At 71.3% G+C, this 24,650-nt stretch carries 20 protein-coding genes; 17 read left to right on the top strand and 3 right to left on the bottom strand.

Going from position 1 to position 24,650, the window contains the following annotated elements:
- Nucleotides 1-308: 308 nt before the first annotated feature.
- The 6 genes from ruvB (at nt 309) to AB0953_RS27480 (ending at nt 8,336) form a co-directional block, all read left to right on the top strand.
- Complete coding sequence (gene ruvB, locus AB0953_RS27505; protein ID WP_366862250.1) at nt 309-1,388, top strand: Holliday junction branch migration DNA helicase RuvB; 1,080 nt, start codon at nt 309-311, stop codon at nt 1,386-1,388.
- A gap of 164 nt (nt 1,389-1,552) precedes the next feature.
- Entirely contained in the window at nt 1,553-2,026 is a 474-nt protein-coding gene (yajC, locus tag AB0953_RS27500; protein ID WP_366862249.1) for a preprotein translocase subunit YajC, read from the top strand.
- 155 nt (nt 2,027-2,181) lie between these two features.
- Nucleotides 2,182-3,984 carry a protein translocase subunit SecD gene (gene secD, locus AB0953_RS27495; RefSeq protein ID WP_366862247.1) on the top strand — a complete coding sequence of 601 codons (1,803 nt, stop codon included), beginning with the start codon at nt 2,182-2,184 and terminating at the stop codon, nt 3,982-3,984.
- 3 nt (nt 3,985-3,987) lie between these two features.
- Nucleotides 3,988-5,049, top strand: a complete 1,062-nt coding sequence (gene secF, locus AB0953_RS27490; RefSeq protein ID WP_366862246.1) for a protein translocase subunit SecF — start codon at nt 3,988-3,990, stop codon at nt 5,047-5,049.
- A gap of 5 nt (nt 5,050-5,054) precedes the next feature.
- Nucleotides 5,055-5,597, top strand: a complete 543-nt coding sequence (locus tag AB0953_RS27485) for an adenine phosphoribosyltransferase (protein WP_366862259.1) — start codon at nt 5,055-5,057, stop codon at nt 5,595-5,597.
- Nucleotides 5,598-5,912: 315 nt separating this feature from the next.
- Nucleotides 5,913-8,336 (top strand): bifunctional (p)ppGpp synthetase/guanosine-3',5'-bis(diphosphate) 3'-pyrophosphohydrolase, encoded by a 2,424-nt coding sequence (locus tag AB0953_RS27480; RefSeq protein ID WP_366862245.1) that lies wholly within the window; start codon nt 5,913-5,915, stop codon nt 8,334-8,336.
- A 68-nt stretch (nt 8,337-8,404) separates the two neighbouring features.
- On the opposite strand, the gene AB0953_RS27475 is transcribed toward AB0953_RS27480, so the two are convergent.
- Together AB0953_RS27475 and AB0953_RS27470 are read right to left on the bottom strand one after the other, a co-directional pair.
- A complete protein-coding gene (locus tag AB0953_RS27475) occupies nt 8,405-9,634 on the bottom strand; it encodes a DUF349 domain-containing protein (RefSeq protein WP_366862244.1) in 1,230 nt (409 codons plus the stop codon).
- A gap of 188 nt (nt 9,635-9,822) precedes the next feature.
- A complete protein-coding gene (locus AB0953_RS27470) occupies nt 9,823-10,605 on the bottom strand; it encodes a peptidylprolyl isomerase (protein ID WP_366862243.1) in 783 nt (260 codons plus the stop codon).
- A 164-nt stretch (nt 10,606-10,769) separates the two neighbouring features.
- Between AB0953_RS27470 and AB0953_RS27465 the strand changes: the two genes are divergently transcribed.
- From AB0953_RS27465 to AB0953_RS27450, 4 genes are all read left to right on the top strand, one after another.
- Nucleotides 10,770-11,483, top strand: a complete 714-nt coding sequence (locus AB0953_RS27465) for an MBL fold metallo-hydrolase (RefSeq protein ID WP_366862242.1) — start codon at nt 10,770-10,772, stop codon at nt 11,481-11,483.
- 10 nt (nt 11,484-11,493) lie between these two features.
- Entirely contained in the window at nt 11,494-12,756 is a 1,263-nt protein-coding gene (gene hisS, locus AB0953_RS27460) for a histidine--tRNA ligase (RefSeq protein ID WP_362175909.1), read from the top strand.
- A 97-nt stretch (nt 12,757-12,853) separates the two neighbouring features.
- Nucleotides 12,854-13,468 carry a vitamin K epoxide reductase family protein gene (locus AB0953_RS27455; protein WP_366862241.1) on the top strand — a complete coding sequence of 205 codons (615 nt, stop codon included), beginning with the start codon at nt 12,854-12,856 and terminating at the stop codon, nt 13,466-13,468.
- Between the two features lie 40 nt (nt 13,469-13,508).
- Complete coding sequence (locus AB0953_RS27450; RefSeq protein ID WP_366862240.1) at nt 13,509-14,867, top strand: replication-associated recombination protein A; 1,359 nt, start codon at nt 13,509-13,511, stop codon at nt 14,865-14,867.
- 37 nt (nt 14,868-14,904) lie between these two features.
- Here the strand turns inward: AB0953_RS27450 and AB0953_RS27445 are convergent, their stop codons facing one another.
- The gene (locus tag AB0953_RS27445; RefSeq protein ID WP_366862239.1) at nt 14,905-16,425 is read right to left on the bottom strand and encodes a UvrD-helicase domain-containing protein; all 1,521 of its coding nucleotides are present in this window, start codon (nt 16,423-16,425) and stop codon (nt 14,905-14,907) included.
- Nucleotides 16,426-17,064: 639 nt separating this feature from the next.
- On the opposite strand from AB0953_RS27445, the gene rpsD reads away from it, so the two are divergent.
- From rpsD to AB0953_RS27410, 7 genes are all read left to right on the top strand, one after another.
- Complete coding sequence (gene rpsD / locus AB0953_RS27440; RefSeq protein WP_361909097.1) at nt 17,065-17,676, top strand: 30S ribosomal protein S4; 612 nt, start codon at nt 17,065-17,067, stop codon at nt 17,674-17,676.
- Between the two features lie 227 nt (nt 17,677-17,903).
- Nucleotides 17,904-18,335: a DUF948 domain-containing protein gene (locus AB0953_RS27435; protein WP_366862238.1), complete on the top strand. Its 432-nt coding sequence runs from the start codon at nt 17,904-17,906 to the stop codon at nt 18,333-18,335.
- Nucleotides 18,336-18,343: 8 nt separating this feature from the next.
- The gene (locus AB0953_RS27430; RefSeq protein WP_366862237.1) at nt 18,344-18,700 is read left to right on the top strand and encodes a DUF6167 family protein; all 357 of its coding nucleotides are present in this window, start codon (nt 18,344-18,346) and stop codon (nt 18,698-18,700) included.
- Nucleotides 18,700-21,369, top strand: coding sequence for an alanine--tRNA ligase (gene alaS, locus AB0953_RS27425; protein ID WP_366862236.1), 2,670 nt, complete (start codon nt 18,700-18,702; stop codon nt 21,367-21,369). Before AB0953_RS27430 ends, alaS begins: the two co-directional genes overlap by 1 nt.
- A gap of 2 nt (nt 21,370-21,371) precedes the next feature.
- Nucleotides 21,372-21,842: a Holliday junction resolvase RuvX gene (ruvX, locus tag AB0953_RS27420; protein WP_366862235.1), complete on the top strand. Its 471-nt coding sequence runs from the start codon at nt 21,372-21,374 to the stop codon at nt 21,840-21,842.
- Nucleotides 21,843-21,968: 126 nt separating this feature from the next.
- Nucleotides 21,969-23,693: an endolytic transglycosylase MltG gene (mltG, locus tag AB0953_RS27415; protein WP_366862234.1), complete on the top strand. Its 1,725-nt coding sequence runs from the start codon at nt 21,969-21,971 to the stop codon at nt 23,691-23,693.
- A gap of 7 nt (nt 23,694-23,700) precedes the next feature.
- Nucleotides 23,701-24,528: a shikimate dehydrogenase gene (locus tag AB0953_RS27410; protein ID WP_366862233.1), complete on the top strand. Its 828-nt coding sequence runs from the start codon at nt 23,701-23,703 to the stop codon at nt 24,526-24,528.
- Nucleotides 24,529-24,650: the final 122 nt, after the last annotated feature.

Raw genomic sequence — 24,650 nt, 5'->3', positions numbered from 1 at the left:
AGCCGCCGCGGACGAGGGCGCCCGGGACGCGTCTGCGTCCGCCGGCGCCGCCGCGTCCGCCCCCGCGGCCCGCGCCTCAAACGCCGGCGGGGCTGGAATTGCCGCGCAGCGGCACAATCCAGCCCGCGCGGCGTTTGAGCGCACCGGGCGCGAAGCGCCCGGAACGGGGCCGGGGGCGGAGCCCGCCACGCGGCGCAGCCGCAGATCCGGCACAGCGGGAAGGGGCGGGGAGGGGACAGCCCCGCAGGGCCCGGGGGCCCGCACCGCAGGACCACCGCACCGCACGACCGAGAAGGCAGACTGACACCGTGAACTGGGACGACGACACCGAGGCGGCCCCCGCCGAGGGCGACCGCATCGTGGCACCGGCAGCCGACGGCGAGGACACCGCCGTCGAGGCGGCCCTGCGCCCCAAGGACCTCGGCGAGTTCGTCGGCCAGGAGAAGGTCCGCCAGCAGCTCGACCTGGTCCTGAAGGCAGCCCGGCAGCGGGGCGCCACCGCCGACCACGTCCTGCTCTCCGGCGCCCCCGGCCTCGGCAAGACCACCCTCTCGATGATCATCGCGGCGGAGATGGGCGCGCCCATCCGGATCACCTCCGGCCCCGCCATCCAGCACGCCGGCGACCTCGCCGCCATCCTCTCCTCCCTCCAGGAGGGCGAGGTCCTCTTCCTCGACGAGATCCACCGCATGTCGCGGCCCGCCGAGGAGATGCTGTACATGGCCATGGAGGACTTCCGCGTCGACGTCATCGTCGGCAAGGGCCCCGGCGCCACCGCGATCCCGCTGGAGCTGCCGCCGTTCACCCTGGTCGGGGCGACGACCCGGGCCGGCCTGCTGCCGCCGCCGCTGCGCGACCGCTTCGGCTTCACCGGGCACATGGAGTTCTACGCCCCCGAGGAGCTGGAGCGCGTCATCCGCCGCTCCGCCGGCCTGCTCGACGTGGAGATCGATCCCGCGGGCGCCGCCGAGATCGCCGGCCGCTCCCGCGGCACGCCGCGCATCGCGAACCGGCTGCTGCGCCGCGTCCGCGACTACGCCCAGGTCAGGGCCGACGGGGTGATCACCCGCGAGGTGGCCGCCACCGCCCTGCAGGTGTACGAGGTCGACGGGCGCGGCCTGGACCGGCTCGACCGGGCGGTGCTGGAGGCCCTGCTCAAGCTGTTCGGCGGCGGCCCCGTGGGCCTGTCCACCCTCGCCGTGGCCGTCGGCGAGGAACGGGAGACCGTGGAGGAGGTCGCCGAGCCGTTCCTCGTGCGCGAGGGGCTCCTCGCCCGTACCCCGCGCGGCCGGATCGCGACCCCCGCCGCATGGGCTCACCTGGGACTTGTCCCGCCGCAGCAGGGCGGCGGCGGATCCGCCGGACAACAGGGCCTGTTCGGGGTGTGACGGCGCGGAGGTTGGCCCGGTCAGGAACTGCGGTGCCATGCTGGGCGTTGTTCCATCGGTGCGGACTCGCCTAGACTCCGCCGATGCCGACCCTTCGGGTCGGTGTGCCCACCCCCGTAGAAAAAGGCCGTCTCCCGTGCGGTCGTGCGAAGGATCTCCGTCCCGTGAATCTCGTGACACTCCTCCCGTTCATCGTGCTCATCGGGGCGATGTTCCTGATGACCCGCTCCGCGAAGAAGAAGCAGCAGCAGGCCGCGCAGATGCGCGACCACATGACGCCCGGCACCGGGGTCCGCACCATCGGCGGCATGTACGCCACGGTGAAGGAGATCGGCGACGACACCGTCACCCTTGAGGTGGCCCCCGGTGTCCACGCGATCTACGCGAAGATGTCCATCGCCGCCGTCCTGGAGGACGCGGAGTACAACCGCATCGTCCACGGCGCCGAGGCCGCGGCCGAGCACGACGCGCCCGTCGTCCCCGACGACATCTCCTCCCTGACCAAGGACGAGGACGAGGCCCCCAAGGCCGACCTCGCCAAGGACGAGGACGAGGCTCCCAAGCTCGACCTGGGCAAGAAGGACCGACCCGACACCGAGGGTGACGGAAAGGGCGACGGCGAGGCCGGCGCGAAGTAGCGCGCGGCCGGGGACCGCGGCCCCGCCCGACCGGCGGCCGCGCGGTCCCCGTCAGTGACACTTCTGCGGGGGGCAGGGGTCCCCACCACACATTTTCGTGGCCGTCCGCGCGCCGAACCCCGGCGCCGGACGGTTGGACAGGGAGATACGACAAGGTGGCAGCACCGAAGAAGGGCCGGCGGCCCACGGGGGCTCAGGGGAGGCCGGGGCGCGCCCTGGCGGTCATCCTGATCGCGATGGTGGCGCTCACCGCGGGGATGTTCCTCACCAAGCAGACGACTCCCCGGCTCGGCATCGACCTCGCGGGCGGCACGAGCATCACGCTCAAGGCCAAGAGCGAGCCCGGCAAGCCGGACGCCATCAACGAGACCAACATGAACACGGCGGTCGGCATCATCGAGCGCCGCGTCAACGGTCTCGGCGTCTCGGAGGCCGAGGTCCAGACGCAGGGCCGCGACCACATCATCGTGAACATCCCCAAGGGGACGAACGAGAAGCAGGCCCGCGAGCAGGTCGGCACCACCGCCCAGCTGTACTTCCGGCCGGTCCTGGCCTTCGCCGACGGCGCCCCGGCAGCCCCCCAGGGCACGCCGAGCCCCTCGGCGAGCCCCTCCACGGGCGCCTCCGGCGCCCCCAAGGCCGAGGGCAGCAAGCCCAGCGCGTCGGCCACCCCGTCGTCCAGCGCCACTTCGCAGGGCCGTGCGCTCAGCGAGGCCCTCAAGGCCCCCGCCGCGACCGCCTCGCCCTCGCCCTCGCCGTCGGCGAGCGAGTCGAAGAAGGCAGACGACAACAAGGCCGCTCCGTCCCCCACTCCGGTCCCGTCGGGCGCGGACGCGACCGCCGCCGACCTCCAGGCCAAGTTCGCGGCCCTGGACTGCACCAACGAGCAGCAGCGCGCCGCCGTCGGCAAGGGCGCCAAGCCCGAGGAGCCGACGCTCGCCTGCGGCAAGCGCGGCAACGCCTGGGGCAAGTGGATCCTCGGCCCGGCCGGTGTCGCCGGTACCGACGTCAAGGACGCCAAGGGCGTGATCGACCCGCGGCGCGGCGCCTGGATCGTCACCATGCAGTTCACCGACAAGGGCGCCGACAAGTTCGCCAAGATCACCGGTGAGCTGGCCACCAAGCAGATGCCGCAGAACCAGTTCGCCATCGTGCTCGACGGCGAGGTCATCTCCGACCCGTCCGTCAGCGAGGCGCTGACCGGCGGCAACGCCGAGATCTCCGGCGGCTTCACCCAGCAGTCCGCGCAGGACCTGGGCAACATGCTCTCGTACGGCGCCCTGCCGCTGTCCTTCAGCGAGGACAGCGTCACCACCGTCACCGCCGCCCTCGGCGGGGAGCAGCTCAAGGCCGGCCTGATCGCCGGCGCCATCGGCCTGGCCCTCGTGGTGATCTACCTGCTGGTGTACTACCGCGGCCTGTCGTTCATCGCGATCGTCAGCCTCATGGTGTCCGCGATCCTCACGTACACGATCATGGCGCTGCTGGGCAAGGGCATCGGTTTCGCCCTGAACCTGCCCGCCGTGTGCGGTGCGATCGTCGCGATCGGCATCACCGCGGACTCGTTCATCGTCTACTTCGAGCGCATCCGCGACGAGATCCGCGAGGGCCGCACGCTGCGTCCCGCGGTGGAGCGGGCCTGGCCGCGCGCCCGGCGCACCATCCTGGTCTCCGACTTCGTGTCGTTCCTGGCCGCTGCGGTGCTCTTCATCGTCACCGTCGGCAAGGTGCAGGGCTTCGCCTTCACCCTGGGTCTGACCACCCTGCTCGACGTGGTCGTGGTGTTCCTCTTCACCAAGCCGATCATGACGCTGATGGCCCGTACGAAGTTCTTCTCCAGCGGTCACCCCTGGTCCGGGCTCGACCCGAAGCGGCTCGGCGCCAAGCCGCCGCTGCGCCGGTCCCGCCGCACCGGTTCCGGTTCCGTCACCGCTCCCGTCGACGCAAAGGAGGCGTGAGAGATGTCGAAGCTGGGAGATCTCGGCGCCAGGCTGTACCGCGGCGAGGTCGGCTACGACTTCGTCGGCAAGCGCTTTCTCTGGTACGGCGTTTCCGTCCTGATCACCATCACGGCGATCGTGGGCCTGGCCGTCCAGGGCCTGAACATGGGCATCGAGTTCAAGGGCGGTGCCGTCTTCACCACCCCGAAGACCGCCGTGTCCGCCGCGAAGGCGACCGAGGAGGCCAAGAAGGCCTCCGGCCACGAGGCGATCGTGCAGCAGCTCGGCACCGGCGGCCTGCGCATCCAGATCTCCGGTCTGGACACCGACGCCGCGGCCGACGTGAAGAAGCAGCTGGCCACCGACCTCAAGGTCAAGGAAGGCGACATCAACGCGGACCTGGTCGGCCCCAGCTGGGGCGAGCAGATCGCGACCAAGGCCTGGACGGGCCTCGGCGTCTTCATGGTCCTCGTGGTGATCTACCTCGCGATCGCCTTCGAATGGCGGATGGCGGTCGCCGCGCTGGTCGCCCTGATCCACGACCTCACCATCACCGTCGGCATCTACGCGCTGGTCGGCTTCGAGGTCACCCCGGGCACCGTGATCGGTCTGCTGACCATCCTCGGCTACTCGCTCTACGACACCGTCGTCGTCTTCGACGGCCTGAAGGAGCAGTCGAAGGACATCACGAAGCAGACCCGCTACACCTTCAGCGAGATCGCCAACCGCAGCATCAACGGCACCCTGGTCCGCTCGATCAACACCACCGTCGTGGCGCTCCTGCCGGTGGCGGCCCTGCTGTTCATCGGCGGCGGCTTCCTCGGCGCGGGCATGCTCAACGACATCTCGCTGTCGCTGTTCGTCGGCCTCGCGGCCGGTGCGTACTCCTCGATCTTCATCGCGACCCCGCTCGTCGTGGACCTCAAGGAGCGCGAGCCGGCGATGAAGGCCCTGCGCAAGCGGGTCCTGGCCAAGCGCGCCTCCTCGGCCGCCAAGGGCGAGTCCGAGGGCGCCGGTGAGGCGTACGAGAGCACGGACGCGCCGCAGATCGTGGCCCAGGGCCGGTCGGGGCGGCGCCGGTGAGCACGCTGTCCCCCGCAGTGCACGAGCTGCTGCTCAGCCGGATCAAGGACGTCCCCGACTACCCGAAGCCCGGCGTGGTGTTCAAGGACATCACCCCGCTGCTGGCCGACCCGAAGGCCTTCACGGCCCTGACGGACACGCTGGCCGGGCTGGCCGAGTCCTACGGCGCCACGAAGATCGTCGGTCTGGAGGCGCGCGGCTTCATCCTCGCCGCGCCGGTGGCCGTCCACGCGGGCATCGGCTTCGTGCCGGTCCGCAAGGCCGGCAAGCTGCCCGGCGCCACCCTGTCCCAGGCGTACGAGCTGGAGTACGGGACCGCGGAGATCGAGGTCCACGCCGAGGACCTGCGGGCCGGCGACCGGGTCATGGTCATCGACGACGTCCTGGCCACCGGCGGCACCGCCGAGGCCTCGCTGTCGCTGATCCGCCGGGCCGGCGCCGAGGTCGCGGGCGTGGCGGTGCTCATGGAGCTGTCGTTCCTGCCCGGCCGCGCGAAGCTGGCCGATGCCCTTGAGGGGGCCCCGCTGGATGCGCTGATCGTCGTCTGACGGTCGGTCCCGCTTGCCGAAGCGGCGGGTGTCCGGGTCCATCCCGGGTGCCCGCCGCTTCGGCGTGTGCGGGTCCGCTGCGGGTGCCCTCTCCCCGCCCCGCCCTTTCACCGTGTCCGCCTGGAGCGCCGGCGGGGCTGGAGGGTGCGGCGGGGCTGCGCGGTGTCGGCGCGGTGTGGTCGCGTCGGGGTGCCCGCCATGCGGGCTGGGGGAACAGGTAGGCGGAACCCTCGCTACCATGGGTTATCCGGACCTGACCGGGGCACCGGATCCTCCCCTCGAACCCCGTCCGGGGGGACCCCCAGAGGAGCGCTCTTGCCAGACGAGGTCCAGCCACTCTCCGCCGCGCAGCCCGACCCGCAGGCCGACAAGGCCGCGGCGCCCCCCGCCACGCCTCCGCCGGCCCCGCCCGTGAGGCCCGCGCCGGCGAAGTCCGCGGGGTCCTCCAACCGTGTGCGCGCCCGGCTCGCCCGCCTCGGTGTCCAGCGTTCCAACCCGTACAACCCGGTACTGGAACCCCTGCTGCGCATAGTCCGCAGCAACGACCCGAAGATCGAGACGGCCACGCTGCGCCAGATCGAGCAGGCCTACCAGGTCGCCGAGCGCTGGCACCGCGGCCAGAAGCGCAAGAGCGGCGACCCGTACATCACCCACCCGCTCGCGGTCACCACCATCCTCGCCGAGCTCGGTATGGACCCGGCCACCCTGATGGCGGGTCTGCTGCACGACACCGTCGAGGACACCGAGTACGGGCTGGAGGACCTGCGCCGCGACTTCGGCGACGCGGTGGCCCTCCTCGTCGACGGCGTCACCAAGCTCGACCGGGTCAAGTTCGGCGAGGCCGCCCAGGCCGAGACCGTCCGCAAGATGGTCGTCGCCATGGCCAAGGACCCCCGCGTCCTGGTGATCAAGCTCGCCGACCGCCTGCACAACATGCGCACCATGCGCTACCTCAAGCGGGAGAAGCAGGAGAAGAAGGCCCGCGAGACCCTCGAGATCTACGCGCCGCTGGCCCACCGCCTCGGCATGAACACGATCAAGTGGGAGCTCGAGGACCTCGCCTTCGCGATCCTCTACCCCAAGATGTACGACGAGATCGTCCGGCTCGTCGCCGAACGCGCCCCCAAGCGGGACGAGTACCTCGCCCTCGTCACCGACGAGGTGCAGACCGACCTCAGAGCCGCCCGGATCAAGGCCACCGTCACCGGCCGGCCCAAGCACTACTACAGCGTCTACCAGAAGATGATCGTCCGCGGCCGCGACTTCGCGGAGATCTACGACCTGGTGGGCATCCGCGTCCTCGTCGACACCGTCCGCGACTGCTACGCCGCACTCGGCACCGTGCACGCGCGGTGGAACCCGGTCCCCGGCCGGTTCAAGGACTACATCGCGATGCCCAAGTTCAACATGTACCAGTCGCTGCACACGACGGTCATCGGGCCCAACGGCAAGCCGGTCGAACTCCAGATCCGCACCTTCGACATGCACCGCCGCGCCGAGTACGGCATCGCCGCGCACTGGAAGTACAAGCAGCAGACCGTCGCCGGCGCCTCCAAGATCCGCACCGACGTCCCGCAGGCCGCCAAGGGCAGCGCCGGCCAGGACACCGTCAACGACATGGCCTGGCTGCGCCAGCTGCTGGACTGGCAGAAGGAGACCGAGGACCCCGGCGAGTTCCTCGACTCCCTGCGCTTCGACCTCTCGCGCAACGAGGTCTTCGTCTTCACCCCCAAGGGCGACGTCATCGCCCTGCCCGCCGGCGCCACCCCCGTGGACTTCGCGTACGCCGTCCACACCGAGGTCGGCCACCGCACCATAGGCGCGCGCGTCAACGGGCGCCTGGTCCCGCTGGAGTCGACCCTCGACAACGGCGACCTCGTCGAGGTCTTCACCTCCAAGGCCGAGGGCGCCGGACCCTCCCGCGACTGGCTCGGCTTCGTCAAGTCGCCGCGCGCCCGCAACAAGATCCGCGGCTGGTTCTCCAAGGAGCGCCGCGACGAGGCCATCGAGCACGGCAAGGACGCCATCGCGCGGGCCATGCGCAAGCAGAACCTGCCGATCCAGCGCATCCTGACCGGCGACTCGCTCGTCACCCTCGCCCACGAGATGCGCTACCCCGACATCTCCTCCCTGTACGCGGCGATCGGCGAGGGCCACGTCGCCGCGCAGGGCGTCGTCCAGAAGCTCGTCCAGGCCCTCGGTGGCGAGGACGCCGCCAGCGAGGACATCGAGGAGAGCGTCCCGCCGTCCCGCGCCCGCACCAAGCGGCGCGGCAGCGCCGACCCCGGTGTGGTCGTCAAGGGCGTGGACGACGTCTGGGTCAAGCTGGCCCGCTGCTGCACCCCGGTCCCCGGCGACCCGATCATCGGATTCGTCACCCGCGGCAGCGGCGTATCGGTTCACCGCGCGGACTGCGTCAACGTGGACTCGCTCTCGCAGCAGCCCGAGCGGATCCTCGAGGTCGAGTGGGCGCCCACCCAGTCCTCGGTCTTCCTGGTCGCCATCCAGGTCGAGGCACTGGACCGCTCCCGCCTGCTCTCGGACGTCACCCGCGTCCTGTCGGACCAGCACGTGAACATCCTCTCGGCGGCCGTCCAGACCTCCCGCGACCGGGTGGCCACCTCCCGCTTCACCTTCGAGATGGGCGATCCGAAGCACCTGGGCCACGTCCTGAAGGCCGTACGGGGCGTCGAGGGCGTCTACGACGTCTACCGCGTGACCTCGGCCCGCAGGCCGTAGCGCCGCACGGCGAAGGGCCCCGGTACGCACTGCGCGTACCGGGGCCCTTCGCCGTGCGGCGGGCAATCTCAGCCGCCGAACTCCTCCAGGCCCTTCAGCGCCTGGTCCAGCAGGGCCTGGCGGCCCTCCAGCTCACGCGACAGCTTGTCGGCCTTCGCGTTGTTGCCCGCCGCGCGGGCCGCGTCGATCTGCTCGCGGAGCTTGTCGACCGCCGCCTGCAGCTGACCCGTCAGGCCGGCCGCACGGGCCCGCGCCTCCGGGTTCGTACGCCGCCACTCGCCCTCCTCGGCCTCCTGGATGGCCCGCTCCACCGCGTGCATCCGGCCCTCGACCTTCGGGCGGGCGTCGCGCGGCACGTGGCCGATGGCCTCCCAGCGCTCGTTGATGGAACGGAACGCGGCCCGCGCCGCCTTCAGGTCCGTCACCGGGACGAGCTTCTCGGCCTCCTCGGCCAGCTCCTCCTTCAGCTTCAGGTTCTCGACCTGCTCGGCGTCGCGCTCCGCGAACACCTCCGAGCGGGCGGCGAAGAACACGTCCTGCGCACCGCGGAAACGGTTCCACAGGTCGTCCTCGGCCTCGCGCTGCGCCCGGCCCGCCGCCTTCCAGTCCGCCATCAGCTCGCGGTAGCGGGCGGCCGTGGGACCCCAGTCCGTGGACTTCGACAGCGACTCGGCCTCGGCGACCAGCTTCTCCTTGACCTTGCGGGCGTCCTCGCGCTGCGCGTCCAGCGAGGCGAAGTGCGCCTTGCGGCGCTTGGAGAAGGCGGACCGGGCGTGCGAGAAGCGGTGCCACAGCTCGTCGTCCGACTTGCGGTCCAGGCGCGGCAGACCCTTCCAGGTGTCCACCAGGGCGCGCAGCCGCTCGCCCGCGGCCCGCCACTGGTCGCTCTGCGCCAGCTCCTCGGCCTCGGCCACCAGCGCGTCCTTGGCCGCACGGGCCTCGTCCGCCTGCCTGGCCTTCTGGGCGCGGCGCTCCTCGCGCCGGGAGTCCACCGCCGCGACCAGCTTGTCCAGCCGGGCGCGCAGGGCGTCCAGGTCGCCCACCGCATGGTGCTCCTCCACCTGCGCGCGCAGGTGGTCGATCGCGGTCTGCGCGTCCTTGGCGGACAGATCGGTGGTCCGCACCCGCCGCTCGAGGAGGCCGATCTCGACCACCAGGCCCTCGTACTTGCGCTCGAAGTAGGCCAGGGCCTCCTCGGGGGTGCCCGCCTGCCACGAGCCGACGACCTTCTCCCCCTCGGCAGTACGCACGTACACGGTGCCCGTCTCGTCGACGCGGCCCCACGGGTCGCTGCTCACAGCGCCTCCTCCACCTGATGCCCGCGAGGGATTCACCCCCCGGGCATCGTCCACAGTTTCCTGGGGCGGGCAGCGCCCGCCCTGCACAACGCCAACATAGGCGACCGCCGGGCCGGCTGTCCGCATCCCGCACGACGGAATATCGCCGCAGGGGGCGTGCGGCCGGCCGGGCGCGCCGCCGGGGACGGTCAGTTCTGGGTGACGGCGGCCTTCTGGACGGTCACGGGGGTCTTCGGGGCCCCGTCCTGGCCGCCGTCGGCGGTACCGGCCTTGGCGACCTCCTCCAGGGCCTTCAGCCCCGCCGCGTCGATCTTGCCGAAGGGCGTGTACGACGGCGCCAGCGGGCTGTCCTTGTAGACCAGGAAGAACTGGCTGCCGCCGGTGTGCGGCCGGCCCGTGTTGGCCATCGCCACCGTGCCCGCCGGGTACACGACCTGGCCCTGCTCGTTGGGCTTGCCCAGGGCGTCGAGGTTCTCGTCCGCGATCGTGTAGCCGGGGCCGCCCATGCCCGTGCCCTCCGGGTCGCCGCACTGGAGCACGTAGATCCCCGAGGTGGTCAGGCGGTGGCACTTGGTGTTGTCGAAGAAGCCCTTGTCCGCCAGCGCCTTGAAGGAGTTGACGGTCTCCGGGGTCTTGGCCGCGTCCATCTCGACCTTGATCTCACCCGCGCTCGTCTTCAGGTCGAAGGTGTACTTCGCCTTCTGGTCGATCGCCATCGCGGGGGCCGGGGAGCTCTTCGGGCTCGCCGACGCCGACGGGTTCGCGTTCGGCTCCGCCGCCCGGTCCTTCTTGTCCTTGTCGAAGACGCCGCCCACGACCAGGCCCACCAGCGCCGCGACCACCACGGCCGCCGCCGCGCCGATCACCGCCGCCCGCTTGCGCGCCCTGCGGCGGGCCTCCGCCCGGCGCTTCTGCTGGCGCTCGTACTTCTCCCTGGCGAGCTGTCGCCGCCGCTGATCGCTCGTGACCACCGGGTCGTCTCCTTGTACGTGTCTGGTACCGCTGTCCGGGCTCGGTAAGGCCGTACCGTATATGGGTTCGCTGTGAAACGAGCCGCGCCGGTAGGCTCTGAGCAGCAGCATTGCCGAGACGGGCCGCTGCGGCCGCTCCCGCCGGACGACGAATGAGGACGAACGTGCTGATTGCCGGCTTCCCCGCCGGGGCCTGGGGTACCAACTGCTACGTGGTCGCCCCCGCCGCAGGCGAGGAGTGCGTGATCATCGACCCGGGCCACCAGGCGACCCAGGGCGTCGAGGAAACGCTGAGGAAGCACCGGCTCAAGCCCGTCGCGGTCGTCCTCACCCACGGCCACATCGACCATGTGGCCTCCGTGGTCCCGGTGTGCGGAGCGCACGACGTGCCGGCCTGGATCCACCCCGAGGACCGCTACATGATGAGCGACCCGGAGAAGGCCCTCGGCCGCTCCATCGGGATGCCCCTGATGGGCGAGCTCACCATCGGCGAGCCGGACGACGTCCGCGAGCTGACCGACGGCGCGGGGCTGAAGCTGGCCGGACTGGACTTCACGGTGGCGCACGCGCCCGGCCATACCAAGGGGTCGGTGACCTTCCGGATGCCCGAGCAGTCCGACATCCCCTCGGTGTTCTTCTCGGGCGACCTGCTCTTCGCCGGCTCCATCGGACGCACCGACCTGCCCGGCGGCTCCCACGCCGAGATGCTCGAATCGCTGGCCCGCGTGTGCCTGCCGCTCGACGACTCGACCGTGGTGCTGTCCGGCCACGGTCCCCAGACCACCATCGGCCGCGAGCGCGCGACCAACCCGTACCTGCGGGAGGTCGCCGCCGGCCTGGCAGCGGACCCGACGGCCGCTCCACGACGAGGAATGTGACGAGACTTTCGTGAGCACCTTCAAGGCCCCCAAGGGCACCTACGACCTGATCCCGCCGTTCTCGGCGAAGTACCTGGCCGTCCGCGAGGCCATCTCCGGCCCGCTGCGCAAGGCCGGCTACGGATACGTCGAGACGCCGGGGTTCGAGGACGTCGAGCTGTTCGCCCGCGGCGTCGGCGAATCGACCGACATCGTGACCAAGGAAATGTTCACGCTGACCACCAAGGGCGGCGCCAACCTGGCGCTCCGCCCCGAGGGCACGGCATCCGTCCTGCGCGCGGCGCTGGAGGCCAACCTCCACAAGGCCGGAGGCCTGCCGGTCAAGCTCTGGTACTCCGGTTCGTACTACCGCTACGAGCGCCCCCAGAAGGGCCGCTACCGCCACTTCTCCCAGGTCGGTGCCGAGGCGATCGGCGCCGAGGACCCCGCGCTGGACGCCGAGCTGATCATCCTGGCCGACCAGGCGTACCGCTCGCTGGGCCTGAGCAACTTCCGGATCCTGCTGAACTCGCTCGGCGACAAGGAGTGCCGCCCGGTCTACCGCGAGGCGCTCCAGACCTTCCTGCGCGGACTCGACCTGGACGAGGAGACCCTGCGCCGCGCCGAGATCAACCCGCTGCGGGTGCTCGACGACAAGCGGGCCGACGTACAGAAGCAGCTGGTCGACGCCCCGCTGCTGCGCGACTACCTCTGCGACGCGTGCAAGGCGTACCACGAGGAGGTCCGGGCGCTGATCACGGCCGCCGGGGTCGCCTTCGAGGACGACGAGAAGCTGGTGCGCGGCCTGGACTACTACACCCGCACCACCTTCGAGTTCGTGCACGACGGCCTGGGCTCGCAGTCCGCGGTCGGCGGCGGCGGCCGCTACGACGGCCTGTCCGAGATGATCGGCGGCCCGGCGCTGCCGTCGGTGGGCTGGGCGCTGGGCGTGGACCGCACGGTCCTGGCCCTGGAGGCCGAGGGCGTCGAGCTGGACATCCCGCCGGTTGCGGAGGTCTACGCGGTTCCGCTGGGCGACGAGGCGAAGCGCGTGCTGTTCGGCGTCGTCACGCAACTGCGCGCGGCCGGCATCGCCTCGGACTTCTCGTACGGCGGGAAGGGCCTGAAGGCGGCGATGAAGGGCGCGAACCGCTCGGGTGCCCGCTTGGCGATCATCGCGGGCGAGCGGGACCTCGCCGAGGGCGTCGTCCAGGTCAAGGAGATGGAGTCGGGCGAGCAGACCGCCGTGGCTCTGGACGGGCTCATCGAGAGCGTGCGCGCGAAGCTCGCGTGAGGCTGGGAGGCCGGACGGGCATACCGTCCGGCCTCGTTCTCCGCGGGTGGCCGTACGCGGTTGCTTGCCGGCCGGGCTCAAAGAACCGTGCGGCAGAATGCACCGCATGACGACTACAGGCGAGAAAACCGTGCGGACCGTCGGCGCGAGCCGGGCGCTGGCCTGGCTGCTGGTGATAACCGGCGCGGCCGGGCTGCTCGCGGCCTGGGTGATCACGATCGACAAGTTCAAGCTGCTCGAGGACCCGAACTTCACCCCGGGCTGCAGCCTCAACCCGATCGTCTCCTGCGGCAGCATCATGAAGAGCGAGCAGGCCTCCGCCTTCGGGTTCCCCAACCCGATGATGGGCCTCGTCGCGTACGGCATCGTGATCTGCGTCGGCATGAGCCTGTTCGCCGGGGCCCGGTTCCGGCCCTGGTACTGGCTGACCTTCAACGCCGGGTGCCTCTTCGGCGTCGTCTTCTGCGCCTGGCTCACCTACCAGTCGCTGTACAACATCAATGCGCTGTGCCTGTGGTGCTGCCTGGCCTGGGTCGCCACGATCCTCCTGTTCTGGTACGTCACCGCGCACAACGTGCGCGAGGGCCTGCTGCCCGCCCCCGGCTGGCTGCGCGGCTTCCTCGACGAGTTCACCTGGGTCCTGCCCGTGCTGCACATCGGCATCATCGGCATGCTGATCCTGACCCGCTGGTGGGACTTCTGGACCTCCTGAGCCCGCCGGCTCTGTCAGCGGGAGCGCATAGGCTTCCGGTGTGGAACCAGACCTGTTCACCGCCGCAGCCGAAGACCGCCGGGAGAAGGATCCGGCGAGCTCGCCGCTCGCCGTCCGCATGCGCCCGCGCACGCTGGACGAGGTGGTCGGCCAGCAGCACCTGCTGAAGCCCGGATCGCCGCTGCGGCGGCTGGTCGGGGAGGGCGCGGGCGGCCCGGCCGGCGCCTCGTCGGTGATCCTGTGGGGCCCGCCCGGCATCGGCAAGACCACCCTCGCGTACGTGGTGAGCCAGGCGACGCAGAAGCGCTTCGTGGAGCTGTCCGCCATCACGGCCGGCGTCAAGGAGGTGCGGGCGGTCATCGAGGGCGCCAAGCGGGCGGCCGGGGGGTACGGCAAGGAGACCGTCCTCTTCCTCGACGAGATCCACCGCTTCAGCAAGGCCCAGCAGGACTCGCTGCTCCCGGCCGTGGAGAACCGGTGGGTGACGCTGATCGCGGCGACCACCGAGAACCCGTACTTCTCCGTGATCTCCCCGCTGCTGTCGCGCTCGCTGCTGCTGACGCTGGAGCCGCTGACCGACGAGGACCTCAGCGGGCTGCTGCACCGGGCCCTGGCCGAGGAGCGGGGGCTCGGCGGGGCCGTGTCCCTGCCGGCGGACGCCGAGGCGCACCTGCTGCGGATCGCGGGCGGCGACGCCCGGCGGGCGCTGACGGCGCTGGAGGCGGCGGCCGGGGCGGCGATCGCCAAGGGCGAGGACGAGATCACGCTGCGGACGGTCGAGGAGACCGTGGACCGGGCCGCCGTGGCCTACGACCGGGACGGCGACCAGCACTACGACGTGGCGAGCGCGCTGATCAAGTCGATCCGCGGCTCCGACGTGGACGCCGCGCTGCACTACCTGGCCCGGATGATCGAGGCGGGGGAGGACCCGCGGTTCATCGCACGGCGTCTGATGATCTCGGCGAGCGAGGACATCGGCCTGGCCGACCCGGCGGCCCTTCCGCTCGCGGTGGCCGCGGCCCAGGCGGTGGCGATGATCGGCTTCCCGGAGGCGGCGCTGACGCTGTCGCACGTGACGATCGCGCTGGCGCTGGCCCCGAAGTCGAACACGGCGACGACCGCGATCGGCGCGGCCCTCGCGGACGTGCGGGCGGGCCTGGCCGGAGCGGTGCCGGCGCACCTGCGCGACGGCCACTACAAGGGCGCGGCGAAGCTGGGGCACGCGGTGGGCTACGTCTACCCGCACGACGTGCCGGGGGCGATCGCCGCCCAGCAGTACGCCCCCGACGCGATCCACGGCAAGCGCTACTACGAACCGACCCGCTACGGGGCGGAAGCCCGCTACGCGGACGTCGTGGAAAAGGTCCGCGACCGCCTCCGCGGCACCGGCGCCTCCTGACCGCCCACCGGGCGCCGCCGGCCGACGCCCGGCGGCCTCATGCCGGAGCAGGCCCCAGCGTGGCCCAGGGGTCGGCGGGCCCGCCACCGCCCGGACGGCCGTCGGGGCGCCGGTTGATCCAGCCGAGGCCGCCGATGTCGAGCCGCAGGCGGGCGCGGGTGACGGCGACGTAGGCGAGGCGCGCCTCGGCATCGTCGATCTCGCCCGGCAGCGGATCCCCGTTCTCGTCGGTCTCCTCCGGGTCCACCGGTTCGGTGAAGTCCTCGCCGATGCGGACCGAGGCCCATTCACGGCCCTTGGCCTTGTGGGCGGTGGAGACCACGATCTCGGCACCCTGCTCGGCCGAAAGCCGCTCCACGGCGGCCAGGATGACCTCGACCCCGTGCTCGTCCACCAGATCGACGAGCGGCAGCAGGTCCCGGCCGGACGGGTCGTACTCGGCGTACTCCTGGAGCTCGCCCCAGGAGTCGAAGAGGATCAGCTCGGGGTGCGTCGTGCGCTTGCCGGCCTTGAGGTCGCGGGCGGCCCGGGCGAGGGCGCTGAGCGCCTCGCCGCCGCCGACGAGGGCGACCCTGCGGCCGCCCTCCAGCAGCCGCATCACTTCGAGCATGGCGCCGACATTGGACCGGCACAGGATCGCCTCCGGCTGCTCCACCCGCTCCAGCCGGGTGTCGATGGCCGGGGTCCCGGTAAGCCGGAGCGGTGAGGCGGCGAGGTGGAGCCACCGGTTGGCCTCCTCGGCGAGCGCGGAGCCGAAGCGGAAGGACCGGGACAGGGCCAGCTGCGTCCCGTCGAAGCCGGTCATCACGTCCCTGGCACCGCGCCATCCGTAGATGGCCTGGGCCGAGTCACCGACCATCACGAGCTGGGCGTGGTCGCGCTGCGCAGTGAAGATCTTCTCCACCACCGGGTTGGTGTCCTGGGCCTCGTCCAGCAGCAGGAAGTCGGCCGGGATGACCGGGTCGGTGAGGGCCCAGATCTTCAGGTAGTGGTCGTGGTCGAACCGGACCACGCCCTCGTGGGGGTTCTGCAGGTCCTCCCAGGCCTTGACCGCGTACGGCAGCACGACGTCGACGAGCTGGGCGTGCAGGTGCTCGGCCTCGATGCCGCGCAGCCGCGGGACGTGGTGGCGCCTGATGGTGCTGTCCGCGGACTGGCAGAAGCGGGTGACGGTCCGCAGCGCCGTGTAGGACAGCGCCTTGTTGGTGACGTTGCGCTCGCCGATGCGCACGCGCATGTTGACCGCGATGCCGAGTAAGGCGCCGGTCTTCCAGCCGGGGACCCTCGGGGCGTTCAGCCGGGAGGCGTAGTGGCGGCCCACCGCGCCGAAGGCGAGGGAGTGGGCGGTACGGCAGTCCACGGTGGCGGGGAACTTGCGGGCCGCGTCGACGGCGATGGACTTGTTGAAGGCGATGTACCGGCCGCGCGCGCCCGTGTCCTTCGCGAGCATGGCCAGGGTCGTGGTCTTGCCCGTCCCGGCGCCTGCCTGGAGCACCAGGTGGTCCCCGCGCCGGAAGGCGTCGACGGCCGCGCTCTGCTCGGGGGTCGGGACGGTCATGGGCTCCTCCGTGTCGCTGTGACGTCAGCGGGCGACTTCACGGTGGCACACGGAGATCATCCGTGTCCGGCGATCACGGTTTCCCCGGTCCTACGGAGCCGCCGCGAGCAGCGTCGGCCGCGCAGCCCGTGCGCTTCTCGGCGGGCACCGGGGTGAGCCACCCGGCGAGCCAGGCGAGCGCGGCCTTGGATACGATGGCCGCGGACGTCGGCGCCGTGCCGTGATCTCGGTCACGGGTGTGAGGTCGTCGTCCTGGGCGTGAGCGGCTGCCCCGGTGGCCGCAGCTTCCCCTGGTACCAGGGGAAGGCGCGCCCCCGCCCGGGGTGGCGGCCGAGCGGCCGGCATCCCTGTCCGGCCCTCCGCCTGGTCACGCGGCCTCTTCTGGTCGAAAGCACCCGGCGGCGTGAGGGATACTGAGGCGTTGGACTCTACGAGGGTTCGTACGCGTTCGGCTCCGGTGAGCTGCCGAACGCCTTCCCTGGGACGCGGCTGACCTTGCACATCGTCGTCGAAAGCGGATTCCGTTTCGTTGGAATCCGAACTCCGGTGCGCTCTGGGCAGGGGGATCCCATGTGGTCGAGACATTACGTCCTCCTCGACAAGGTAAGCCTCACCTAACTACATGGAGGTAGGTTCCCCGTGAACCAGAAGCGACCCAAGGTCAAGAAGTCGCGTGCTCTCGGCATCGCCCTGACGCCGAAGGCCGTCAAGTACTTCGAGGCCCGCCCCTACCCGCCGGGCGAGCACGGCCGTGGCCGCAAGCAGAACTCGGACTACAAGGTCCGTCTGCTGGAGAAGCAGCGTCTGCGCGCTCAGTACGACATCTCCGAGCGCCAGATGGCCCGCGCGTACGACCGCGCCAAGAAGGCCGAGGGCAAGACGGGCGAGGCGCTGGTCGTCGAGCTCGAGCGTCGTCTCGACGCCCTGGTCCTGCGTGCCGGCATCGCCCGCACCATCTACCAGGCCCGCCAGATGGTCGTCCACGGCCACATCGAGGTCAACGGCGCCAAGGTCGACAAGCCGTCCTTCCGTGTTCGTCCGGACGACGTCATCACCGTCCGCGAGCGCAGCCGCGAGAAGGTCCCGTTCCAGATCGCCCGCGAGGGTGGCTACGCAGGCGAGGGCGAGACCCCGCGCTACCTGCAGGTCAACCTGAAGGCCCTGGCCTTCCGCCTGGACCGCGACCCGAACCGCAAGGAAATCCCGGTCATCTGCGACGAGCAGCTCGTCGTCGAGTACTACGCCCGCTGATCCGGCGGCCGTAGCACCACAGGCTGGTCAGCCCGCCGGTTCCCCCTCGGGGAGCCGGCGGGCTTCCTTTTCCCCGCCCTGCGCCACGGTGGGTGCCGCCCCGGACGCCCTGCGTGCCCGGCCGCCCCGGCCGGTCCTGCATTCCGGTACGGCAGCGGATCTCCGGCGCGATAGGGTCGGAGAACGAATTTTCCTCCGTAGTGTCGACATGCAGAGAGCGGTGCAACGTGTCCGGTGGAGAGGTGGCCGGGATCCTCGTGGCCGTCTTCTGGGCCATCCTGGTCTCCTTCCTCGCCCTGGCGCTGGCGAGGCTGGCCCAGGTGCTCAAAGCGGCCACCAAGCTGGTGGCCGACGTGACCGAGCAGGCCGTCCCGCTGCTGGCGGACGCCTCCACCACCGTCCGCTCCGCGCGCACCCAGCTCGACCGGGTCGACGCCATCGCCAGCGACGTGCAGGAGGTCACCTCCAACGCCTCCGCCCTGTCCTCCACCGTGGCCTCCACCTTCGGCGGCCCGCTGGTCAAGGTCGCCGCCTTCGGCTACGGAGTGCGCAAGGCGCTCGGCCGGGACCGGGACGGGGCGCCGCGCGCCGCGGAGCGACGCACCGTGATCGTTGGCCGTACGGTGCCGGCGGCCCGGCGCCGCAAGCAGAAGGGCTGAAGACGCCGATGTTCCGCCGAGCCTTCTGGTTCACCGCAGGCGCTGCCGCCGGCGTGTGGGCCACCACCAAGGTCAACCGGCAGCTGAAGAAGCTGACGCCGGAGAGCCTCGCCGCCCAGGCCGCCGACAAGGCCGTCGAGGCCGGCCACCGCCTCAAGGACTTCGCCCTCGACGTCAAGGCGGGAATGATCCAGCGCGAGGACGAGCTGAACGACGCACTGGGGTTGCACCAGGACCCCGACCGGCCCGACAACGTCACCGCCCTGCCCGGGCCGCGGCGGACGCGGGCCATCGAGAACGACAAGCGCCTCCGGGCCACCGACCGACCGAACCTTACGTACATCAACCGGAATGAGGACCACTGATGGAGTCGGCTGAAATCCGCCGCCGCTGGCTGAGCTTCTTCGAGGAGCGCGGTCATGCCGTTGTCCCTTCGGCGTCGCTCATCGCGGACGACCCGACTCTGCTGCTGGTCAACGCCGGCATGGTCCCGTTCAAGCCGTACTTCCTCGGTGAGACCAAGCCGCCGGCCCCCCGGGCCACCAGCGTGCAGAAGTGCGTGCGCACCCCGGACATCGAAGAGGTCGGCAAGACCACCCGCCACGGCACGTTCTTCCAGATGTGCGGCAACTTCTCCTTCGGCGACTACTTCAAGGAAGGCGCCATCAAGCTCGCCTGGGAGCTGCTGACCACCCCGGTGGCCGACGGCGGCTACGGGCTGGAGCCGGAGAAGCTCTGGATCACCGTCTACCAGGACGACGACGAGGCCGAGCAGATCTGGCGCGACGTCATCGGCGTCCCCGCCGAGCGCATCCAGCGCCTGGGCAAGAAGGACAACTTCTGGTCCATGGGCGTCCCCGGCCCCTGCGGCCCCTGCTCCGAGATCAACTACGACCGCGGCCCCGAGTTCGGCGTCGAGGGCGGCCCCGCCGTCAACGACGAACGCTACGTGGAGATCTGGAACCTGGTCTTCATGCAGTACGAGCGCGGTGCGGGCGAGGGCAAGGAGGACTTCCCGATCCTGGGGGACCTGCCCTCGAAGAACATCGACACCGGCCTCGGCCTCGAGCGCCTGGCGATGATCCTGCAGGGCGTGCAGAACATGTACGAGACCGACACCCTGCGCGTGGTCATGGACAAGGCCACCGAGCTCACCGGCGTGCAGTACGGCGCCGCCAAGGAGACCGACGTCTCCATGCGCGTGGTCGCCGACCACATGCGCACCTCGGTGATGCTCATCGGTGACGGCGTCACCCCCGGCAACGAGGGCCGCGGCTACGTGCTGCGCCGCATCATGCGCCGTGCCATCCGCAACATGCGCCTCATGGGTGCCACCGGCCCGGTCGTGAAGGAGCTCATCGACGTCGTCATCGACACGATGGGCCAGCAGTACCCCGAGCTGATCACCGACCGCAAGCGCATCGAGACCGTCGCGCTCGCCGAAGAGGCCGCCTTCCTCAAGGCCCTCAAGGGCGGCACGAACATCCTCGACACCGCCGTCACCGAGACCAAGGCCGCCGGCGGCACCGTCCTCTCCGGCGACAAGGCGTTCCTGCTCCACGACACCTGGGGCTTCCCGATCGACCTCACCCTCGAGATGGCCGCCGAGCAGGGCCTGAGCGTGGACGAGGCCGGCTTCCGCCGCCTGATGCAGGAGCAGCGCGACCGCGCCAAGGCCGACGCCAAGGCCAAGAAGACCGGCCACGCCGACGTCTCCGCCTACCGCGAGATCGCCGACACCGCCGGCGGCACCGAGTTCACCGGCTACGTCACCAACCAGGGCGAGGCCACCATCGTCGGCCTGCTCGTCAACGGCGTCTCCGCCCCGGCGGCGTCCGAGGGCGACGAGGTCGAGGTCGTCCTCGACCGCACCCCGTTCTACGCCGAGGGCGGCGGCCAGCTCGCCGACCAGGGCCGGATCAAGCTCGACACCGGCGCCGTCATCGAGGTCCGCGACGTCCAGCAGCCGGTCCCGGGCGTCTCGGTCCACAAGGGCTCCGTCCAGGTCGGCGAGGTCACCGTCGGCGCCTCCGCCTACGCGGCCATCGACGTCAGGCGCCGCCGGGCCATCGCCCGCGCCCACTCCGCCACGCACCTGACCCACCAGGCGCTGCGCGACGCGCTCGGCCCGACGGCCGCCCAGGCCGGCTCCGAGAACAGCCCGGGCCGCTTCCGCTTCGACTTCGGCTCGCCGAACGCCGTCCCCGGCACGGTGCTGACCGACGTCGAGCAGAAGATCAACGACGTGCTCTCCCGCGAGCTCGACGTCACCGCCGAGATCATGAGCATCGACGAGGCGAAGAAGCAGGGCGCCATCGCCGAGTTCGGCGAGAAGTACGGCGAGCGGGTCCGCGTGGTCACCATCGGCGACTTCTCCAAGGAGCTGTGCGGCGGCACGCACGTCGGCAACACCTCCCAGCTGGGCCTGGTCAAGCTGCTGGGCGAGTCCTCCATCGGCTCCGGCGTGCGCCGTGTCGAGGCCCTGGTCGGCGTGGACGCCTACAACTTCCTCGCCAAGGAGCACACGGTCGTCGCCCAGCTCCAGGAGCTGGTCAAGGGCCGTCCGGAGGAGCTCCCCGAGAAGATCGCCTCCATGCTCGGCAAGCTGAAGGACGCCGAGAAGGAGATCGAGAAGTTCCGCGCGGAGAAGGTCCTGCAGGCCGCCGCCGGCCTCGCCGAGAACGCCCAGGACATCCGCGGCGTCGCGCTCGTCGTGGGCCAGGTCCAGGACGGCACCGGCGCCGACGACCTGCGCAAGCTGGTCCTCGACGTCCGCGGCCGCATCCAGGGCGACCGCCCGGCCGTCGTGGCCCTGTTCACCGTGGCGGGCGGCCGCCCGCTGACCGTGATCGCCACCAACGAGGCCGCCCGCGAGCGCGGCCTGAAGGCCGGCGACCTGGTCCGCACCGCCGCCAAGACCCTCGGCGGCGGCGGTGGCGGCAAGCCCGACGTCGCCCAGGGCGGCGGCCAGAACCCGGCCGCGGTCCCGGACGCCATCGCCGCGGTCGAACGCCTCGTGGTGGAGACGGTCTGACCATGACGCTGCGCCGCGGCCGCCGACTGGCCATCGATGTCGGGGACGCCCGGATCGGGGTCGCCTCCTGCGACCCCGACGGGGTGCTGGCCACCCCGGTGGAGACCGTCCCGGGCCGGGACGTCCCCGCCGCCCACCGGCGGCTGCGGCAGCTCGTCGCCGAGTACGAACCCCTGGAGGTCGTGGTCGGCCTGCCCCGCTCGCTCAGCGGGCGGGAGGGGCCGGCCGCGGCCAAGGTGCGCGCCTTCGCCGCGGAACTCGCCAAGGGCATCAAGCCGGTGGCGGTCCGCCTGGTGGACGAGCGGATGACCACCGTCACCGCCGCCCAGGGCCTGCGGGCCTCCGGGCGCAACGCCAAGAAGGGCCGGTCGGTGATCGACCAGGCGGCCGCTGTGGTGATCCTCCAGAACGCTCTTGAGACCGAACGGGTATCGGGTAATCCGCCCGGCGAGTGCGTCGAAGTGGTTGTCTGATCGCGATACGGTAACGTTCCGCGAGACGTGGCGGCATTCGAACAGTCGTCGCCCACCACTTCAGAGGCGGAACCGGGTGCCTGGCGGCCGTTGCCAGGCACTCCGTCTCGCGGCTCTAGGGGATCCATGACTGAGTATGGCCGGGGCTCTGGCCCCGAACCGTGGCACCCGGAGGACCCCTTGTACGGGGACCCCGGGTGGGGCGGGCACGAGGCCCAGCAGGGTCAGATGCCCTATGGCGGTGGCCCGCAGCAGCAGTATCCGCAGGAGCCGCAGTACCAGCAGCAGTACGTCCAGCAGGACCCGTACGCCCAGCACCCCCAGCACGCCGAGCAGCTGCAGGGCTATGCCCCGCAGCAGCCGCACCCGGCCCAGCAGATGCAGCAGCCGCAGCAGATGCAGCCCGTGCAGCAGATGCAGCAGCAGACGTACGCGGGCCAGGGCCAGGCCTGGGACACCGGCCAGCTCCAGTACGCCGACCCGGTCCAGACCGTCGACCCGGTCCAGATCGTCGACCCGTACGCGGGCGCGGAGCCGTACGCCCAGCAGCCCATCGGCGGCTTCCCCGGCGAGGCCCCCGACCTCTACGGCACCGACGAGGCCTACCCGCCGCCGCAGCCCCCGGGCCGCCGCCACCTCGCCCCCGAGCCGGGACTCGACGAGGAGGACGAGGACGCCTCGGACGGCGACGCCGACGCCCCGGCCGGCGGCGGCCGCCGCGCGGGCCGCGGCAAGGGCGGCAAGGGGAAGGGCAAGGGCAAGAAGAAGGACAGCCGGACCGCCTGCCTGGTCGCCGCGGTCGTGATCCTCGGCGTCATCGGCGGGGGCGGCTACTACGGCTACAGCTACCTCAAGGCGCGCTTCGGCGCCGCCGAGGACTACACCGGCTCCGGAACCGGTGAGTCCGTCGAGGTGGAGATCCCGCAGAACGCCACCCTGGCCCAGATGGGGCGCATCCTGAAGGAGCGCGGGGTCGTCGCCAGCACGGAGGCGTTCATCGCCGCCGCCCAGGCGAACAAGAAGGGCACCTCCATCCAGGCCGGCGTCTACACGCTGAAGAAGCAGATGTCGGCCATGTCCGCCGTCCAGGTGATGGTCGACCCGTCCAAGCTCAACGTCCTCACCATTCCCGAGGGCTGGCGCGCCGTCGAGATCTACAAGGCGATCGACAAGAAGCTCGGCAAGCCCGAGGGCACCACCGCGCAGATCGCCAAGCAGGAGTCCAAGGACCTCGGCCTGCCCGCGTGGGCCGCGAACAACGCGAAGATCCGCGACCCGCTGGAAGGGTTCCTCTACCCGGCGCGCTACGACCTGTCCAAGGACAGCACGCCGCAGTCCCTCCTCAAGCAGATGATCCGCAACGCGAACGACAAGTACGCGGCGATCGGCATCGAGGAGAAGGCGAAGGCGCTCGGCCTGGAGAACCCGCTCCAGCTGGTCACCGTCGCGAGCCTCGTCCAGGTCGAGGGCAACAAGCACGAGGACTTCCGCAAGATGTCCGAGGTCATCTACAACCGCCTGAAGAAGACCAACGACGTCACGAACCAGAAGCTCGAGTTCGACTCGACGATCAACTACCTCAAGAACACGAGCAACATCAACGTCACCCGCGAGGAGACGCGCAAGCTCGACGACCCGTACAACACGTACTTCTACAAGGGCCTGACGCCCGGACCGATCAGCAACCCGGGCAGCGACGCCATCAACGCCGCACTCGACCCCGACAAGGGCGGCTGGATGTTCTTCGTGTCGGTCGACGGCAACACGACGACCTTCACCAAGACGTTCGCGGAACACGAGAAACTGGTGGCGCAGTTCAACGAACGTCAGAGCAAGAAGTCGGGTGGGTAGGTAACAGATGTCACGCATACGGGCCGCGGTGCTGGGTTCGCCCATCGAGCACTCCCTCTCACCGGTGCTGCACCGCGCCGCGTACCGGGAGCTCGGCCTCGCCGAATGGTCGTACGACCGCTTCGAGATGGACGAGGCCGCGCTCCCGGGCTTCATCGCCGGGCTCGGCCCCGAATGGGCCGGCCTGTCGCTGACGATGCCGCTGAAGCGGGCGGTCATCCCGCTCCTCGACGGCATCAGCGACACCGCCGCCTCCGTCGAGGCGGTCAACACGGTCGTCCTCACCGAGGACGGCCGCCGCCTCGGCGACAACACGGACATCCCGGGGATCATCGCCGCGCTCCACGAGCGCGGCGTGGACCGGGTCGACAGCGCCGCCATCCTCGGCGCCGGCGCCACGGCCTCCTCCGCGCTGGCCGCCCTCCAGCGGATATGCACCGGCGAGATCACGGCGTACGTCCGCTCCCGGGCCCGCGCCGACGAGATGCACCAGTGGGGCGCGCGGCTCGGCGTGCGCATCCGCACCGCCGACTGGTCCCAGGCCCCGGAGGCCCTCGCCGCGCCGCTGGTGATCGCCACCACCCCCGCCGGTGCCACCGACGAGCTGGCCGACGCCGTCCCCGACGCCCCCGGCACGCTCTTCGACGTCCTGTACGACCCCTGGCCGACCGCGCTGGCCGCCGCCTGGTCGGGTCGCGGCGGGCGCCTGCTGGGCGGCCTGGACCTCCTGGTCCACCAGGCCGTGCTCCAGGTCGAGCAGATGACCGGCTGCCCCGCCGGACCGCTGGCCGCCATGCGCGCCGCCGGCGAGGCCGCCCTGCGCGACCGCCGCTGATCGGCCGGCCGCCGCGCACCTGATGAACTGCGGCGGCCGATATTGCCCCGCCGCAGCTCGACGGCCAGGCTGGGGCAGGTGCACCGCCGTCCGCCTGCTGGACCGGGGGGCGGCGCACCGGC

The sequence above is a fragment of the Streptomyces sp. NPDC046866 genome, assembly GCF_040704625.1.
GTDB lineage: Bacteria > Actinomycetota > Actinomycetes > Streptomycetales > Streptomycetaceae > Streptomyces.
This window is presented reverse-complemented; position numbering and strand designations above follow the sequence as displayed.

What these genes read in the sequence shown, in the direction of transcription:
- AB0953_RS27455 (WP_366862241.1), top strand. Translation starts at nt 12,854, where the DNA reads ATGCACCGCATGACGACTACAGGCGAGAAAACCGTGCGGACCGTCGGC.
- secF (WP_366862246.1), top strand. Translation starts at nt 3,988, where the DNA reads ATGTCGAAGCTGGGAGATCTCGGCGCCAGGCTGTACCGCGGCGAGGTC.
- AB0953_RS27430 (WP_366862237.1), top strand. Translation starts at nt 18,344, where the DNA reads ATGTTCCGCCGAGCCTTCTGGTTCACCGCAGGCGCTGCCGCCGGCGTG.
- alaS (WP_366862236.1), top strand. Translation starts at nt 18,700, where the DNA reads ATGGAGTCGGCTGAAATCCGCCGCCGCTGGCTGAGCTTCTTCGAGGAG.
- mltG (WP_366862234.1), top strand. Translation starts at nt 21,969, where the DNA reads ATGACTGAGTATGGCCGGGGCTCTGGCCCCGAACCGTGGCACCCGGAG.
- ruvX (WP_366862235.1), top strand. Translation starts at nt 21,372, where the DNA reads ATGACGCTGCGCCGCGGCCGCCGACTGGCCATCGATGTCGGGGACGCC.
- AB0953_RS27410 (WP_366862233.1), top strand. Translation starts at nt 23,701, where the DNA reads ATGTCACGCATACGGGCCGCGGTGCTGGGTTCGCCCATCGAGCACTCC.
- AB0953_RS27445 (WP_366862239.1), bottom strand. Translation starts at nt 16,425, where the DNA reads ATGACCGTCCCGACCCCCGAGCAGAGCGCGGCCGTCGACGCCTTCCGG.